The following is a 16,144-nucleotide window of genomic DNA, read 5'->3' as shown; positions in this document are numbered from 1 at the left end:
GTATGTCGAGCTGGTGGGATGCGGCCACTGGACGCCCATCGAAAAAGCGGCAGAAGTGAACGAATTGCTGCTTCAGTTCTTCTCGAAATAAAGCGCGTAGTCCGTGCAACGGGTGTCATGCCGAAGAAACGATTTCGCGTCGTCTGCCACCACAGCCGGTGTTACACGAAACTGATAAATCCTCTAATTTAAGAATAGAAAATGAATCCGCAACTTTTTACCAATGTGAAGATTTTCGACGGCACCGGTGCGCCAACATTCGTGGGCGAAGCGCTTGTCGACGGCAATCTGATCCGCGCCGTGGCGCGCGGAAATGGCGGGATTCCGCGTGAGTCCTACTATGACGTTATCGACGGCAAGGGCATGACCCTGATGCCCGGTCTCGTCGAAGCGCACTCCCACGTTACCTACAGCAATATGGCGAAGTTCGGCGAACTTGGCCAGATTCCGATCGAAGAGCACACGATGCTCGCGCTGCAGAACGTCAAACTGATGCTGGACTCCGGCTTCACCAGTTTGTACTCGGCGGCATCGGCGAAGTTCCGGCTCGAGGCGGTGCTTCGCGATGCCATCGATGCGGGAAAATTCCCGGGGCCGCGCATGCGGGCAGCCTCGCCGGAACTCACGACGACAGGCGGCCTTGGGGACGAACGTCAGTACCACACGAACCACCAGGCGTTCGAACTCATTGCAGACGGCACCGATGAAATCCGCCGGACGGTCAGGTTGCTGATTCGCGAGGGTGTCGATACGATCAAAGTCAATATTTCAGGTGACATGTTCGCTGGACGCCCGGGTTTTGCCCGTCGCCTTTCCTATACGGAGGCGGAAGTCGCCGCAGCCGCGGAAGAGGCCCATATGCGCGGCGCCTGGCTCTCGTGTCACGCCCGCGCGGATGAGGCCGTGAAGCTTGCCCTGAAGTATGACTTCCGCGTGATCTACCACTGCGATTTCATTCAGGGCGAGACGTTTGACCTGCTCGAGGCGAAGCGCGACCGCGTGTTTCTCGCCCCGGCCATTGGCGTAATTTACGCAACCGCCTACGAGGCAGAACCGTGGGGTATTACTAAAGAGTTTGTCGAAAAAAGCGAGCTCTACACGATGATTGAGCAATGCCCGAAGGTCTACGGCGAACTCAGGAAGCGCGGCCTGCGGATTCTCCCCGGCGGCGACTACGGCTTTGCATGGAATCCGATTGGCACCAATGCACGCGACCTTGAGCACTTCGTCAACATTCTTGGCTTCACGCCGGCCGATGCCCTGATGGCCGCCACGAAATGGGGTGGTGAAATCATGGACATCCCGAATCTCGGTCTTGTCAGCGATGGCTACCTCGCCGACCTGCTGCTTGTCGATGGCGATCCGACCGAGAACATCAAGCTTCTCCAGGACCGCGACAATATCAAGGTCGTGATGAAGGACGGTGTCTACTACAAGCGTCTCATTACAACCCCCGGCATGTAAGAACCGAAAAGCGCCGGTCGTCGTCTCTGGAAGCGAGAGCCCGGGTCGCGTCGCTGAAGGCGATGAAGCGGCCCGGCGCACATTAAAGACGAATGAATTGAATCATGCCCAACCAGGCAGTGAAACAAACGCGCAGTTTGTGACCGCCAACACATAACACATGCCGGCAGGGTATCAAGGAAAGCGGGGCTTGCAATCAAATCGCATGGACTCCGCTGTCAGCATCGGATCCCATCGCATACCTTCTTTACACCCCTAACTCGGCGAGTATCTTGGACATAAGACCAGATCTCCGCCATTGCAGCCACTTGATATAGCAAGTTTTTGGTGGTGGATAGTTAGACGGCAAATTTTGCCATTTTTCATCAGGGGTGGTAACCCAAACAATGGCATTCAATACATCGCGGGAATCTCTGACTGGACGGCCAAACCTTGGTCTTAGATCGCGCGACAGAATATTACTGACGCGCTGCCAAGCCTCGTCTGAAAGAGGAAGGCCGATCAAGTTGGCTCTTCCTGGCTAACGGGGATGCCGCCATGTAAAGGCGGCGTCGGCGATACGGTTACCAAAAGACGAAACCAATTCGATGGAAGTGGTTTCGTGAAGGACTCCGGGCCTAGCCCGCTCCGGAGCCCCTCGCTGTCACAGCAATCCTAGCCGTGCTGGGCAACAGGACGAGCTTCTTTACCAAGCAGATCGAGGGCCGCATCCACGATCATGTCTTCCTGGCCACCTACCATTTTCCGACGACCAAGTTCGACAAGGATATCAACCGTCTTCAGCCCATATTTGGCCGCTGCGAGCTCTGCGTGCCGCAGGAAACTCGAATACACGCCTGCGTAACCCAACGCGAGGGTTTCTCTATCCACGCGTACGGGGCGGTCCTGCAACGGCCGGACCAGATCGTCGGCGGCGTCCATCAGCTTGTACAGATCACAGCCGTGGTTCCAGCCTTGACGCTCCACGGCAGCAATGAACACCTCGAGCGGTGCGTTACCTGCCCCCGCACCCATACCGGCAAGGCTTGCGTCGACGCGGTCGCAGCCCTCTTCAACGGCAACGATCGAATTGGCCACGCCGAGGCTCAAATTGTGGTGCGCATGCATCCCCGTCTGTGTCTCTGGCTTGAGCACATCCTTGAATGCACGGAACCGGTCGCGAATATCGTTCATACCAAGTGCGCCGCCCGAGTCCACGACGTAGACGCAGGTTGCACCATAGCTTTCCATGAGCTTTGCCTGCTCGGCAAGCTTTTGAGGCGTCGTCATGTGGCTCATCATCAGAAAGCCGACAGGATCCATGCCCAGTTCCCGTGCGAATTCTAGGTGCTGCCGCGAGACATCGGCCTCCGTGCAATGCGTGGCGACCCGTACAATGCGGGCACCTGCATCGTACGCGTTGCGTAGATCGTGCGTGGTGCCGATGCCCGGAATCAGCAACGTGGCAATCTTCGCAGTCTTCACACTCTCAGCGGCCGCCGAAATCCACTCCACATCGCTATGTGCGCCGAATCCATAGTTGAAGCTTGATCCGTCGATACCATCGCCGTGCGCAACCTCGATGCTGTCGACGCCTGCTTCATCAAGGGCGGATGCGATTGATTTGACATTGGCAGCGCTATATTGATGCCGGATGGCGTGGCTACCGTCGCGCAGCGTCACGTCGGAAATGTAGATCTTCTTATTGAGAGTCATTGTGCAGCCTCCTTGATGCCGCGTGTGATACCAGAAGCCAGCCGACGTTGTGCCACCAGATCGCCGCAGGCGAGGGCGGCGGAAGTCATGATGTCGAGGTTGCCGGCGTACGAAGGCAGATAGTGTGCTGCTCCTTCGACTTCGAGAAACACCGACGTCTTCAGGCCGTGTATTAGACCGACATCGGGTATGTTCAGCGGTTTATTAGCAGGAATCACGTCGAACTGCACCTGCTGTTTCAGTCTATAACCAGGTACATAGGCCTGCACCTTCGCGATCATCTTCTCAATGCTCTCCTTGATGGCTTGCTGATCGGCCATTTCGGAGAGGACGAACACGGTATCTCGCATGATGAGCGGCGGCTCGGCCGGGTTGAGGACGATAATCGCCTTTCCGCGCCGCGCACCGCCAAGCTTCTCAATCGCGCTGCGCGTGGTCTCAGTGAATTCATCAATATTGGCGCGAGTACCAGGACCCGCCGACTTGCTTGCAATCGACGCGACGATTTCCGCGTAGTGAACCTTTGCAACGCTTGAGACAGCCGCAACCATTGGGATGGTGGCTTGGCCACCGCAAGTCACCATGTTCATGTTCGTCGCGTTCTCCGCTTCCAGATTGATGGCGGGAATGACGTATGGACCGATCGCGGCAGGAGTCAGGTCAATCACCTGCACACCGTGCGCCTGCAGCACTTCATTGTGGTGTTTATGTGCTCCGGCGGAAGTCGCGTCGAAGACGATGTCGATATCCTTGAAGACATCGAGGGCCAGCAACCCGGCAATCCCTTCCGCAGTTGTCGCTACGCCCATACGCGATGCGCGCGCGAGGCCGTCTGAGTTGGGATCGACGCCAACCATCGCGCCCATCTCCAGATACTTGCTGTTTCGTATCACCTTGATCATCAGATCGGACCCGATGTTGCCGGACCCGATGATCGCTACTTTTGTCTTGGTCATTGCGTATAACTCCTTTCTAGTGATCAGTTCTGGATGCGTCCGGTGGCCGGAACGGCGGATCGTACGTCTCGAACGAGGTTGCTGAGGGCGAAACCAATGTGTGCCGTGTCAACGCCGATCGCCACGAACCTCGCGCCGCAATCGAGCCAGGTTTTTGCCACCGCTGCCGTCGGTGAGAAGACCCCCGGCGCGATGTTGGCATCGAGGGCATGACTAACCGTCGTGGTAATTGCGGCACGCACCGATTCGTGATCGATTTGTCCGGGCACTCCTAGTGCATGGGACAAGTCGACCGGACCTAGGAAGATGCCGTCGAGGTCCGGGATGTCCATGATGCTGTCAAGTGCTTCCAGCCCTTCCGCGCCTTCAATCATCAGGAGAACGGCGGTTTCACTGTTTGCAGTCTCAAACCAGCGGGGAGAACAACCATAGCCGCCGGCCCGCACCCAGGGATTGGCACCACGCGAACCTTGCGGCGCGAATCGGGCAGCGCGTACTGCTTTCGTTGCCTCTTGCGTTGATCCGATCTGGGGGACCAACACGCCAGCTGCACCAGCATCGAGCGCTGCACCGATGAGAGCGGCGTCGTTGCAGCGCACGCGGACAATCGGAAAAATGCCGTGTGCCCTCGCTGCGAGGATCAGAGCGGGTAGCGTTTCGGTTCCGTAGCTGCCGTGTTCTGTATCGAGAATGATGCCGTCGAAGCCGGATTGGGCTGCGATTTCGACTAGCTCCACCGCCGGGATGATCGAGAAAAGCGCGAGGAACGGCTCGCTTTGGCGAAGACGACGACGAAGATTTGTCTCTCGGTGAGCGGAAGAAGCGGAATCACCGTCATTTCGATAGTCCGCTGTCACGACTGCCCTCCATTTTCTGGAGCTTGAGAGGCAGCTCCCGGCGTGAGCCGGCGTGTTCGGAGCTCCGCGTCGAGAATTCGCGAGTTCGGAATATCCGAAGACCATGTCACGCTGATAAGACTTCCGGCGTGGCGATGAACATGCACCTCGCTAAAATCAACCTTCTCCATATCACACACTCTCCTTGAATCCGTCTGGTTTCGCCCAACCATGCGTGGGTCAATGGTTATGCCAATTCATGGGATTGGTTACACCAATGTAGCGCTTGGTGCGACCACTTGTCAACTACTTGGTTTCCATCTTGCGGCGCAAAAACTCAGGGAAAGGTTGTGCATTGCAGCGCGCTTCTGACTCGGGATTAGAGCCTGGCGGGCGAGCGACAGGTTCGCTGCGCGCCTGATCAAAATTACCGTGCCGGATCGAGGCTGCGGGGGTTTGGAAAGACGATGCGTTGGATCTGTTCGGCCATGGGCGGGCGTTTCCGTCCGCGTAGGCCTGACTGGATCAGACCATGGCTCATCCTGGGTAATCGTGTGCGACGCCGGTTTCCAGTCACCTGAATGCGCGGGGTGGTATTCCTTTTTACGCGGAAAGATCGGGAACTGACGGCCGGACAATTGGCAGGGGTGAGCGATATCGATGCTTTTCTGGTTGAACCAAGACACGTAATGGTGTAACCTTGGTTTCGAGGGCGAGGTGTCGCCATCACCAAACGAACACGGTTACCCCAAAGAGCAAAGGATAAAGATGAAAATCGTTAATTTCACAGTCGACGGCCAGCGTCGACTTGGTTTTCTGCTTGACGACCAGATTGTCGATCCGCTAGCGACCAAGATCGGAGACAAATCGGAGAACAGGACTCTGTTTGCCGATACCTCAAGCTTTATTCGTTCCGGCACGGCTGGCCGGGAAGTGGCGAACGAAATCGTGAGTTCAGGCGAGGGCAGGCATTCGCTTGGTGATGTGCGATTGACCTCGCCGATTTTGCCTTCGACCATTCTCTGCAGTGGTAGTAACTATCACGCGCACAACGCTGAAAAGGTCGGTGCTCCTATCAGCGGCAAAGAACCCGAGTTTTTTGTGATGACATCGGACTGTGTGGTGGGACCCGATGAGCCGATCGTCTACGACCCCGAACTTACCCAGAAGCTCGATTGCGAAACCGAACTGGCTATTGTCATTGGTCGGGAAGGTCGTCACATTCCGGTTGAAAAGGCGCTTGATTACGTCTTCGGCTATACGGTTGCCAACGACGTCACCGCCCGGGACCGGCAGGTTCGCCAATCACCTGAAGGTTTCACGTGGTATGAAGTGGGTCGTGGGAAGGCCTTCGACAGCAGCTCACCGCTAGGACCGTGCATTGTCACTGCCGATGAGATCGGTGATCCACAGACTCTGATGCTGCGTACCCGGATCAATGGAGAGTTGCGTCAATCAAGTCCGACTGCCGACATGATCTGGACGTGCGCGGATCTGATTCATTTCTTCTCGATCAACTTCACCCTGCGCCCCGGCATGGTCATCCTGACCGGAACGCCTGCCGGCACGGCTTGGTCAACTGACGCGGAACTCGGCGGAAAGTGGCAAGGTCAGGAAGGATTGGTCGCGGCGACACGCTATTGCTTGCCCGGTGACGTCATCGAAAATGAAATCGATCGTATTGGCGTTCTGAGGAATGCGGTCGTTCACATCTAAAAATTTTGCGCTGAAGTTTGAGAATAGCCAGATTTCGGCTGTTCGGCGCGTAGGGGCTGTGTTTTTTTAACACGGCCGAAGGTGATGGGAGTTGCAGGTCTAGGGCCGCATTGAGGTTACGCGTAACATTATGCGGCTTCGATCGGCGACATCCGACCTGGACATGGTCTGCATATCGGGCCCGCGGCGTCGGCACGAGGCGGTGAATACCCTTTCGTGCCGCGTTGGCGATGATCGGTGGAACCGGAGTGTCAGGCCGAACTTCGCCCAATCTGAGATGGCAACAGGCAGCGTCACGTTGTAGCGACTTGCCGAACAAGTTAGGAATGCAGAAGTAAAAAACTGATGAATTGATCGACGTTAAACAATTGTGAAATTTCAGTAGGAGACGATGATGCCCGAGACATTTGCCATGCACGAAGGAGCGTTCGGTCGCATTTCGCTGCTGCCATTGCGAACGGGATTGGTTTCCCATGCGCACTCGGAGGCGCATATCGTCTGGTGGCTCGGCGGCGCCGACGCTGAAGCGAGGATAGGCACACAGGTTTTCCGCTTTAGTGAAACGCAAGCGGTTGCGGTCAAGCCATTCGAACAGCACGACGGGAGGGTCTTGTCATCAAGTTCGCCAGCCGTATTCCTTTCGGTATATATCAATAAAGAGTGGTTGGACAAAAGGGCCGCCATCGCCGGTAGGCCATTCATTTTTGTCTCTCCACGTATTGCCGTCAGTCCCGAACTGCGCGCCAGTCTCTGGAAGGTTTTGGACCTGATAATGTTTCACCCGGAGCTGCAAGACAAGATTGAGATCGCGGCTGAGGAGCTCATTAGTGGATCAATTCAGGCGTCGCTGGTTGCACATTCATCAGGTCGTCCGTTGACTGCAGGTGTCCCGCTGCTCAGTCGTAAATTGAGACGGGCGATAGTGCTCATGCGCGAAAGAGTTGATGTACGTACTACTATTGACGAGATTGCGAACGAAGCAGGACTATCGAGAGCACGACTGTTTGCACTATTTCGCGATCAACTCAACACTACACCTCAGGTGTTTTGGAGCGCAATTCGCCTTGAGGAGGCTATCCGCAAGCTAGTGGTCGGAGATGTACCCTTGATAAACGTTGCCGACGAACTGGGATTCTCTGCAGCTAGCAATTTTTCGCGCTTTTTTAAAGAGCATACCGGAGTTTCACCTTCTGACTATAGGCGTGCAGCGACAGCCCCGCGTGCTGGTATGGCTTGCGACGCCGTCGGAAAATTGCTGTATTTCGCGAACGAAAAATTCGCATAAGCGTCTCGATTTTGCTTGAAATTCTGTAACAGTCTTTTCCGCATCATGGCGTTTATCCAGAACGTTCGCATATCTAATATATAAGCGCTAGATCATGAACAACTATGTTCGTGGCAAAGCCGAAAATGCGGAGCTTAGTTATCTTGAAAGTCCTTATGCAAGCCATTGTTGTTGCCAGCGCATTCGCCATTTCAGGCGCTTCGTTCGCGCAATCAAATGGACCTCTCACTCGGGCGCAGGTTCGCGCCGAGTTAGATGAGCTTGAACAAACTGGCTGGCGTCCAGGCCAGGATCGAACTACTTATCCGGCCAATATCTTGGCCGCTGAAGCAAAGGTGGCTGAAAAAAGACGTTTGGCGGGGACCGGCGGCGATATGAACGGTTCGTCGGAATCTGGGCCTTCAGCAATTTCGAAATCTAACTAGGACGCGTGATACCGAGATCCATTGCGTTTTAGTTTCGGACGCCTGGTGAGGATGCCAAAAGTATCCGACCTGAGCACGTGGTCTGGGACGCGCGGTACCCCTGCGCGTATTCCATCTGAAGCGAGTGACGCACTGCCGCAACAGCCAGTAAGCTGTGAGGCCCGAAATGCACGGTACGTGATTCCTTATGCCTGTGTCATCGCGTGAACTTTCTTCATTAAAAAACTTCAAGCATGCGAAACAATCAACTTTCCAGCAGCACTTTCCAGAAAAGCCGGGTCGTCGTAGTGGGTGGCACCTCAGGAATTGGCTTTGCTGTGGCCGAAGCTGCGGCGCAGGTCGGAGCCGAGGTTATCATCGCATCGAGCAACTCGGAACGCGTCGCGGCTGCACTGCATCGACTGCCTTCGGGCGCTTGCGGAGAGGTGCTTGACTTCACCGACGAGGCACAGGTATGCGCATTTTTTGCACGCGTAGGGGATTTCGATCACCTTGTCTATACTGCCGGTGAAACCCTGCTGCTGAAAAACCTCGCTGATGTAAGCATCGACGAAGCGCAGCGAGCTTTCGAAGTGCGCTACTGGGGCGCGCTCAAGGCGGTAAAATACGGGGCTTCCCGGATTCGCACGGGTGGCTCGATCACACTCACAAGTGGAGTGGCGTCGTCGCGTCCGCTGCCTGCCTGGACGATTCCGTCAAGCATCCTTGGTGCAATTGAATCATTGACTCGCACCTTGGCCGTCGAGCTTGCGCCATTGCGTGTCAATGCCGTGGCGCCCGGCGTCTTGCGCACGGCCTTGTGGGGCAATATGAGTGAAGCTGACCGCAATGGTCTTTTTGATCACATCGCCGAAAAGATGCCCGTACGAAGGGTCGGAGAGGCAAACGACGTTGCTCAATCGTATCTTTATCTGATGCAGCAGGGCTTTAGCACGGGCCAGGTCATTATTGTCGACGGTGGCCACGTGCTGGTCTAAGCGACGAAAACGCATCTCGATTACGCGTTGTCGTCGACGAGGGCCGGTATTCGCACCGTACCCGACAGTGCCATTCCGACGTCGAAATGAAGTCGATGCGACCTGAAAAAGCGCCTGAATTTCAGCAGCGTGGTCGCGTCTTCAAGGCCTTCGTCCGACAGGCCGTACCACTGTCGCAGAAAGTAGATCCGCAGCATTCGCTCCAACCCGACCGGCGGGCGGTCGTGCTCGCTGGTCGGATAGTTTGGCCCAACTGCCTACAGCAGGCGCCGCTACGGCGCCATGTTGCCCATCTCAGCAGGAAAGCGCTGACGCTTCGTCACGCGCTTCTTGCCCAGGCTTTCCGCTTCTGCAAAACGATCTGCCGCTTTATAGGCATCGGCGCGTTTCCGCGAGTTTCTTTCTACAACGTCCTCGGCCTCTCCAGCGATGACTGCCGAGCCTGATTAATGAGTGTGTTTCTCGCTGTTGCCGAGGCAGCAATGAATGCAAACGTAAAAAAATCACTGACCGATCAAAACCTCTTTTCGATGGCTTGTGACGATGTCTTAACACGCACAGCCAGCCTCATCCGGTTTAGAAAATACCGGGAAAATGACTCGGTTTTGTATCAGGGAGACTCTCGCTCGCTACTCGTATTGGCGATTACCGGACAATTGCGCGTCTCGATCGTTTCTGAAGAAGGAACGGAGGTACCGCTGCGGGTGATTAATCCTGGCAATATGGTGGGCGCAATTGCAATACTCCACAACTCACTCAGTTCCGCAAGCGTCATGGCAGTTAAGGCCATCACGGTTGGCATCCTCAAGCGGTCTGATGCGCAAGAATTGCTCGACGATCCCAGCGTCTCAATAAAGCTCAGCGGCATCCTGTCTTCCGAGCTTCGTCGCATGGTCAAGCTTCAATCTTCCCCCTGTCACTCAAGGGCCGGCGCCCGAGTCTCTGCGGTGATAGAGGCCGCGACTATCGCCGCAAAAGGCAACGATTCCACATTTATTGACCTCCCGAATCAAATGACTATTGCCGCAATGGCTAGAGTCAGCAAAGAGACGGTGTCTCGAGTTATAAAATCGCTTGTGCACAAGGGCGTAATTTCGAAAGAAGGACGTCGGATTCGTGTGCATAACGCCGCCGCATTACACACGCTCGCAACACAATAAAGTATCCTCACCGACGATTTGCTGTCCCAAAAGCTTCATCCGTCGGGCCCGGCATGATTTCTTTAACGACAAGGATTTGAAATGATCAGCTATCTTCAAGAGAGCAAAAGCGCCGTACGCAAGTCAGTCACAGCATCATCGCTGATGAACATGAAACTAGCCGGCGAGAAAATTGCGATGCTGACTTGCTACGACGCAAGCTTTGCTTCGATGATGGACCGCTGTGGAATCGATATGCTGCTGATTGGGGACTCGCTGGGCAACGTGTTGCAAGGCCACACCACGACCCTACCAGTTACCCTCGAAGATGTTATGTATCACACAGCGTGCGTTTCCCGCGGGAATCGATCTGCTTTGGTAGCCGCCGATATGCCCTTCGGCACTTATGGAACACCCGAGTCTGCGTTTGAACATGCAGTGAAATTGATGCAGGCGGGTGCGCAAATGGTCAAGCTTGAAGGTGGTGCCTGGTTGGCCGCTACCGTCAAATTTTTAACGGAGCGCGGCATACCGGTGTTCGCCCACCTCGGATTGACACCACAATCGGTTCACCGTCTCGGAGGTTTCAAGGTTCAGGGAAAGAAAGCGGAGGATGTCGAACAGTTGAAAGCGGATGCGCTGGCACTCCAGGAGGCGGGCGCATCACTGCTGCTGCTTGAAGCGATCCCGGCGTCGGTGGGCAAGGAATTGACTGACCTGCTTCAAATACCGACTATCGGAATCGGCGCCGGCCCTGACTGTTCTGGTCAGGTTCTCGTAATGCACGACATGTTGGGTATATTCCCCGGCAAGACCGCTCGCTTCGTGCGTAACTTTATGGATCGAATGCCGAGTATTGAAGCCGCTATCAGCGCCTATATCAAGGCTGTAAAGTCGAGCGAGTTCCCTGCACCCGAACACTGCTTTTAGTCTCCGTTCGGGATATTTCAGTCTCCCTGTTACCAGCCGACACAGCACCAACCAGGCTGCAGTCGCAGGCCCTCATGGCAGGAATCAAAGACTGATCATGCTGGCATTGGCGGCATAGATCCACCATGAGGCCAATCGTAGCGCGTCCGGATCGCTGTGGTTTAGTCTGTATCGTGAATTGCCTGCCTGATCCACGCCGTAAAGGCATCCATCGTGACCCGTGTTCGCGTCGGCAGATGTCGATCTCGCCGGTAGAGAATCGACACCTCGGGTGCCAGTGTCTCCCACGCCGTCAACACGCGCACGAGCTTTCCTTCGCGTAGTGCGGATGCTGCGAGACAGGACAGGCTTTGCACGATTCCCATGCCCGCTATTGCCAACTGTAACCGGGCATCCGAATCGCTAACGGACAAGACGGTTGCAGGGAAGTGTTCTATCCGCTTGCCGTTCTTCTCGAATTCCCACTCGAGGCGAGCGCCAGGCTGCGGCAACAGAAAGTCAATTAGACGGTGCTTAGAAAGATCTTCAGGGCGCTTTGGTTTTCCCATCTGTCGCAGATATTCTGGAGAGGCCACCGTCACGCGTCTCGGGCGACCCAGCGGCCGCATCACCATGTCCTGGCTCTCCAGGCCTCCGATACGGACCGCGAAATCGATCCCGTCGCGTACGAAATCGCTCCGGTGGTCACTCATCACCAGTTCGACATGAATCTGCGGATGCTGTTCGATCCACTGTGGCAGGCGAGCAATGAGGATCGAGCGAGCAATCGAGATATTCGCACTGACCCGAACCCGGCCCGCGAACGCCGCCTGGGAGCCAGTAAGTGAAGATTCGATTTCATCCAGCTCGCCGAGTATGCGGCGACAAACCTCGTAGTAACGGATCCCAGCCTCGGTTGGGGCGACCGCGCGGGTCGTTCTGGCCAGCAGCTGCAAACCGAGAACTTCCTCGAGGCGGGCCATCCGGTCAGTCGCGTTGGATGAAGACATGTCCAGGGACTGAGCGGCTTTTCCGAAAGAACCCATTTCCACGATTCGCACAAACAGGCGTATGGCCGCCAGTTGATCAATACGCATTGAATTTCTCGCTCGAACCGAAAAGAGTCTTCGCATATTACGCTCTAGACGATTTCCGGTCGAATCATTATTGTGTGTTGTTTTCGACAAACTAGAGGTCTGCACCATGAACTACTGCATATTCGGCCGGACTGGTCTGCGCATTTCCAGGCTCACGCTTGGCGCGATGACATTCGGCACAGGCGAAGGTGTCTGGGCTTCAATCGCGGGCCTGAACCGTGAGCAGGCGGCACGTCTTGTTGGCCTCGCGTTGGATCAGGGCGTGAATCTGATCGATACTGCCGATGCCTATTCTCAAGGGCAATCGGAGGTAGTGGTCGGACAGGTTCTTGCCGATCTGGGTCTCGACGAATCTCGCATGCTCGTCGCTACGAAGGTCCGCCTGCGCACCGGCGTTGGCCCCAATCAGGTAGGACTTGGCCGTTCACATATCATACGTACAGTCGAGACCAGTCTGAAACGGCTCGGTCGCGATCACATTGATCTGCTCCAGCTCCACGATCGCGATGCCCTGACGCCACTTGACGAGACGATACGTGCGCTCGACGACCTTGTCACGCAGGGCAAGGTCCGGCATATTGGCGTGTGCAATTTCAGCGCATCAGAAATCGAGCGCGTACAGGAGATTGCGTCGCAGCACTGGCTGAATGTCGCCAGCAACCAGATCCACTACTCACTGGCGGTACGCGATATCGAGCACGAGGTTGCCCCCGTCGCGCGACAGCATGATATGGCGTTGATGGTCTGGAGTCCGCTGTCTGGTGGCTACTTGAGTGGAAAATACACCGCACAGAACGGCGAGCCCGCAAAAGGGCGGCGCACAAACCTCAATTTTCCACCGATCGACCCTCGCAAGGTTGACCCGATCGTTGAGGAACTGCGCGTGGTTGCCAGCGCTCTCAACTCTACACCTGCGCAGGTCGCACTCGCATGGCTGTTAGGGCGCGAAGAGGTTGCAACTGTGATTGTCGGCGCGAGTTCTGAGGCACAACTGACCGCCAATCTGCACGCTGGTGAACTTACTCTGCCGACAGAGCTCCGCGAGCAGCTTGATCGTGTGTCGCAGCCTGACGTACCGTATCCGCACTGGATGCAACGCTTCCATGACCGGGACAGATTCTGACAGCTGCCCTAAACCCTAGTAGTGGCCGGCGTTTTATTCCGGTCACTCACCGGACAATCCTTTGAACTTGAGAAACATATTCCGTGCCGTCGTTCGCTTGATCAATGCGTGTGCCGCTTTCTTGGAAGACATCGCCTTGTTGGGGTGGGGTGGCGAGCGCATCGACGGTTACTTCGCCTCAGATCGGATCATCAATTGCAAAATAAGACAGGCTCGTGTTGCTCGTAGTCCCAGTGGTGCACGACAGGCCCTGTCTGCGCGACGAGTCAATCGTCGGATTGGAAAAGCGGCGCTTTCAAAAGGCACGCGCGCCGTCCGGCGCCAGGGTCATGAGCTACGACAGCATGAGGTGAGATTGGCGAGATCATCACACTTCGTCTGCCGGCTGCAAGAAGGGGGGAAGGGTCTCTAGCAGCGTGTCTATCACGACTCGCAACTTGTACGGCAGGTAGCGAGTCCGGGACCAGACAGCGTGCAGCGGGACCTTGATTGACGAGGCTTCACTAAGGACACGGACGAGCGCTCCCGATTGCAAGTGCTCGTTCACTAGCCAATACGGGACGTGTGCAAGTCCAGCACCATCGACAGCAGCGGCAGCGATCGCACCGATGTCGTCGAATCCAATCTTATGCGCGATCTCCATCTCCACCGTACGCCCGGTGGCGTCCGTCAGTGTCCATGGGAATGCCCGACCCCCGCGCATATAGTTGATGCCCTGGTGTGCGGCGAGACCGGCAAGATCACGCGGCGTTCCGTGGCTATCGAGGTAGGTTGGTGACGCACAGAGAACCATGGGCTGCTCGCCAAGGCGGCGTGCCACAATGGAATCGCTGTCCGCCAGGAGACCGCTGCGGATTGCCAGATCGATGCCGTCGTCGACGAAGTCGACCAGGCGATCAGTGAAGATTCCCTCAAGCTGGAGTCGCGGGAAGCGTTTGCCTAGTCGTAGCAAAATCGGCGTCACGTGCAAACGACCAAAAACTACCGGCGCGCTTACCCGTACCCGACCTGCCGGCTCGTTTCGGCCCGCTTCGAGGATGTGTTGTGCGGTGTCCAGCTCCTCCAGTGCACGGGCACAACGCTCGTAGAAGACCTGACCATCGTCAGTCAGGCTCTGGCTGCGCGTTGTTCGCACGAAGAGCCGCGTCCCTAGCCGCGCCTCAAGACGGGCGATTGATTTACCCACTGCTGAGCGGGTCAGTCTCAATCGCTCCGCCGCTTGCGCGAAGCTTCCCGCTTCTACCGCCGCCACGAAGGCGCTAATTCCGGCAAGCCGGTCATGTGAGACAGGTTGCACCTATTGGTTCCATTTTATCTGCATGCTGCCGATTAATATGAAGCACTCCGTAGTCCAAATAATCAGTATCCTGCGCCTGTCATCATCTTAATACGGAAGAACACTATGCCACTCTCGATGCAACGCTGGCAACTGGCGAAGTATGGCTGCGAAAATCTGCAACTCGCTGAAGTCGCTGTGCCGGTGCCCGGCCCGGAGCAGGTGCTGGTGAAGGTGCAAGCCATTGCTCTGAACTACCGTGATCTGCTGATTATCCGGGATGGAATGGGCATGCCATTGCAGCTGCCCCTCGTGCCTGCTTCCGACATGAGCGGTGAGGTTATTGCTGTGGGACCGAACGTCACTAGCTTCGCGGCGGGCGACAAGGTGATCAACACTTTCTTCTCCGGCTGGGTCGACGGCGTTCAGCCGCACGCCAGCGTGATGTTCGGCGCACCGGGGCCAGGTATGTTGTCCGAATATGTTGTGCTAGACGAGGACTCGCTTGTGCTGGCACCGCGTTCGTTGAATGCGGTTCAAGCAAGTACACTCACCTGCGCCGGCCTGACTGCGTGGTTTGCACTGACCGAGAATGCGTCGACGCGTCCAGGCGACACCGTGGTTGTGATCGGAACCGGCGGCGTCGCACTGTTCGCGGTGCAGATCGCGCGAGCCCAAGGTGCAAGGGTCGTCGTGATTTCCGGCAACGATGACAAGCTGGAACGCGTCAAGCATCTGGGCGCTGCATATGGCATCAATCGCAAGCAGACGCCGGACTGGGCGGCAGCGGTACGTGCGATCACTGGTGGACGCGGGGCCGACCACGTTGTTGAGCTGGCAGGTGGAGATAACTTCGGCCAGTCGATGGCAGCATTGACCCAAGGTGGCCGTATATCGGTGATCGGTAATCTGCAGGGAAACGAGTTGCGGACCTCCGTCTTTCCGCTTCTGCAGGCTCGCGTCACGGTGCAGGGCATCGCGGTCGGGCCGCGGCGCGCGCTGGAAGATCTCGTCCGCGCAGTTGACTGGCAGGAACTGAAACCCGCGGTCGAGAAAACGTATCCGTTTGAACAGCTCCCGGCGGCACTAGACCACCTGGAACGAGGCTCGTTCGGTAAGCTCGTAGTAACCGGCCCAGGACTGTGAGTTCTAACAGTACGCTTGCTACAAGGCAGGTGCTGGGATGGAACGCTTGTGGTAGACGCCATCCTTCATCACGACCTTGATATTGTCGCGGTCCTGGAGA

General features: G+C 56.4%; 15 protein-coding genes and 1 pseudogene. 9 read left to right on the top strand and 7 right to left on the bottom strand.

Annotated features, from left to right (window positions below; all coding sequences use genetic code 11):
- Positions 1 to 201 precede the first annotated feature (201 nt).
- The gene (locus tag P3T43_RS34905; RefSeq protein ID WP_429285546.1) at positions 202 to 1,464 is read left to right on the top strand and encodes an amidohydrolase family protein; all 1,263 of its coding nucleotides are present in this window, start codon (positions 202 to 204) and stop codon (positions 1,462 to 1,464) included.
- Between the two features lie 247 nt (positions 1,465 to 1,711).
- Here P3T43_RS34905 and P3T43_RS34900 read toward each other — a convergent pair whose 3' ends face one another.
- The 4 genes from P3T43_RS34900 to P3T43_RS34885 form a co-directional block, all read right to left on the bottom strand.
- Complete coding sequence (locus tag P3T43_RS34900) at positions 1,712 to 1,969, bottom strand: transposase (RefSeq protein WP_429285545.1); 258 nt, start codon at positions 1,967 to 1,969, stop codon at positions 1,712 to 1,714.
- A gap of 149 nt (positions 1,970 to 2,118) precedes the next feature.
- Complete coding sequence (gene dmpG / locus P3T43_RS34895; protein WP_429285544.1) at positions 2,119 to 3,159, bottom strand: 4-hydroxy-2-oxovalerate aldolase; 1,041 nt, start codon at positions 3,157 to 3,159, stop codon at positions 2,119 to 2,121.
- The gene (locus tag P3T43_RS34890) at positions 3,156 to 4,115 is read right to left on the bottom strand and encodes an acetaldehyde dehydrogenase (acetylating) (protein WP_429285543.1); all 960 of its coding nucleotides are present in this window, start codon (positions 4,113 to 4,115) and stop codon (positions 3,156 to 3,158) included. The genes dmpG and P3T43_RS34890 overlap by 4 nt, the downstream gene beginning before the upstream one ends.
- A 23-nt stretch (positions 4,116 to 4,138) precedes the next feature.
- Entirely contained in the window at positions 4,139 to 4,972 is an 834-nt protein-coding gene (locus tag P3T43_RS34885) for an HpcH/HpaI aldolase family protein (RefSeq protein WP_429285542.1), read from the bottom strand.
- Positions 4,973 to 5,719: 747 nt separating this feature from the next.
- Between P3T43_RS34885 and P3T43_RS34880 the strand changes: the two genes are divergently transcribed.
- From P3T43_RS34880 to P3T43_RS34865, 4 genes are all read left to right on the top strand, one after another.
- A complete protein-coding gene (locus P3T43_RS34880) occupies positions 5,720 to 6,667 on the top strand; it encodes a fumarylacetoacetate hydrolase family protein (protein ID WP_429285541.1) in 948 nt (315 codons plus the stop codon).
- A gap of 394 nt (positions 6,668 to 7,061) precedes the next feature.
- Positions 7,062 to 7,952, top strand: coding sequence for a helix-turn-helix domain-containing protein (locus P3T43_RS34875; RefSeq protein WP_429285540.1), 891 nt, complete (start codon positions 7,062 to 7,064; stop codon positions 7,950 to 7,952).
- Positions 7,953 to 8,056: 104 nt separating this feature from the next.
- Positions 8,057 to 8,377: a DUF4148 domain-containing protein gene (locus P3T43_RS34870; protein ID WP_429285539.1), complete on the top strand. Its 321-nt coding sequence runs from the start codon at positions 8,057 to 8,059 to the stop codon at positions 8,375 to 8,377.
- 233 nt (positions 8,378 to 8,610) lie between these two features.
- On the top strand, positions 8,611 to 9,354 hold the full coding sequence (locus tag P3T43_RS34865) for an SDR family oxidoreductase (protein WP_429285538.1): 744 nt from the start codon (positions 8,611 to 8,613) through the stop codon (positions 9,352 to 9,354).
- An 89-nt stretch (positions 9,355 to 9,443) separates the two neighbouring features.
- Here P3T43_RS34865 and P3T43_RS34860 read toward each other — a convergent pair.
- Positions 9,444 to 9,733: pseudogene (locus P3T43_RS34860) on the bottom strand (transposase); the annotation flags it as partial.
- Between the two features lie 70 nt (positions 9,734 to 9,803).
- On the opposite strand from P3T43_RS34860, the gene P3T43_RS34855 reads away from it, so the two are divergent.
- Both P3T43_RS34855 and panB read left to right on the top strand, forming a co-directional pair.
- Positions 9,804 to 10,514, top strand: coding sequence for a Crp/Fnr family transcriptional regulator (locus P3T43_RS34855; RefSeq protein WP_429285537.1), 711 nt, complete (start codon positions 9,804 to 9,806; stop codon positions 10,512 to 10,514).
- An 81-nt stretch (positions 10,515 to 10,595) separates the two neighbouring features.
- A complete protein-coding gene (gene panB / locus P3T43_RS34850; RefSeq protein WP_429285536.1) occupies positions 10,596 to 11,423 on the top strand; it encodes a 3-methyl-2-oxobutanoate hydroxymethyltransferase in 828 nt (275 codons plus the stop codon).
- Positions 11,424 to 11,584: 161 nt separating this feature from the next.
- Here panB and P3T43_RS34845 read toward each other — a convergent pair whose 3' ends face one another.
- Entirely contained in the window at positions 11,585 to 12,499 is a 915-nt protein-coding gene (locus P3T43_RS34845; protein WP_429285535.1) for a LysR family transcriptional regulator, read from the bottom strand.
- A gap of 106 nt (positions 12,500 to 12,605) precedes the next feature.
- Here P3T43_RS34845 and P3T43_RS34840 point away from each other — a divergent pair, with 106 nt between their 5' ends.
- Positions 12,606 to 13,622 (top strand): aldo/keto reductase, encoded by a 1,017-nt coding sequence (locus tag P3T43_RS34840; RefSeq protein ID WP_429285534.1) that lies wholly within the window; start codon positions 12,606 to 12,608, stop codon positions 13,620 to 13,622.
- Between the two features lie 367 nt (positions 13,623 to 13,989).
- Here P3T43_RS34840 and P3T43_RS34835 read toward each other — a convergent pair whose 3' ends face one another.
- Positions 13,990 to 14,919: a LysR substrate-binding domain-containing protein gene (locus tag P3T43_RS34835; protein ID WP_429285533.1), complete on the bottom strand. Its 930-nt coding sequence runs from the start codon at positions 14,917 to 14,919 to the stop codon at positions 13,990 to 13,992.
- 105 nt (positions 14,920 to 15,024) lie between these two features.
- Between P3T43_RS34835 and P3T43_RS34830 the strand changes: the two genes are divergently transcribed.
- Entirely contained in the window at positions 15,025 to 16,044 is a 1,020-nt protein-coding gene (locus P3T43_RS34830; RefSeq protein WP_429285532.1) for a zinc-dependent alcohol dehydrogenase family protein, read from the top strand.
- Positions 16,045 to 16,144 lie beyond the last annotated feature (100 nt).

This window comes from Paraburkholderia sp. GAS41 (assembly GCF_050436545.1).
GTDB lineage: Bacteria > Pseudomonadota > Gammaproteobacteria > Burkholderiales > Burkholderiaceae > Paraburkholderia.
The sequence above is the reverse complement of the archived record's forward strand: the minus strand, read 5'-3'. Positions and strand labels throughout refer to the sequence as shown.

Coding starts and splice junctions, on each gene's coding strand:
- P3T43_RS34830 (WP_429285532.1), top strand. CDS start 15,025: ATGCCACTCTCGATGCAACGCTGGCAACTGGCGAAGTATGGCTGCGAA.
- panB (WP_429285536.1), top strand. CDS start 10,596: ATGATCAGCTATCTTCAAGAGAGCAAAAGCGCCGTACGCAAGTCAGTC.
- P3T43_RS34880 (WP_429285541.1), top strand. CDS start 5,720: ATGAAAATCGTTAATTTCACAGTCGACGGCCAGCGTCGACTTGGTTTT.
- P3T43_RS34905 (WP_429285546.1), top strand. CDS start 202: ATGAATCCGCAACTTTTTACCAATGTGAAGATTTTCGACGGCACCGGT.
- P3T43_RS34865 (WP_429285538.1), top strand. CDS start 8,611: ATGCGAAACAATCAACTTTCCAGCAGCACTTTCCAGAAAAGCCGGGTC.
- dmpG (WP_429285544.1), bottom strand. CDS start 3,159: ATGACTCTCAATAAGAAGATCTACATTTCCGACGTGACGCTGCGCGAC.
- P3T43_RS34875 (WP_429285540.1), top strand. CDS start 7,062: ATGCCCGAGACATTTGCCATGCACGAAGGAGCGTTCGGTCGCATTTCG.
- P3T43_RS34870 (WP_429285539.1), top strand. CDS start 8,057: ATGTTCGTGGCAAAGCCGAAAATGCGGAGCTTAGTTATCTTGAAAGTC.
- P3T43_RS34855 (WP_429285537.1), top strand. CDS start 9,804: ATGAGTGTGTTTCTCGCTGTTGCCGAGGCAGCAATGAATGCAAACGTA.
- P3T43_RS34845 (WP_429285535.1), bottom strand. CDS start 12,499: ATGCGTATTGATCAACTGGCGGCCATACGCCTGTTTGTGCGAATCGTG.
- P3T43_RS34890 (WP_429285543.1), bottom strand. CDS start 4,115: ATGACCAAGACAAAAGTAGCGATCATCGGGTCCGGCAACATCGGGTCC.
- P3T43_RS34840 (WP_429285534.1), top strand. CDS start 12,606: ATGAACTACTGCATATTCGGCCGGACTGGTCTGCGCATTTCCAGGCTC.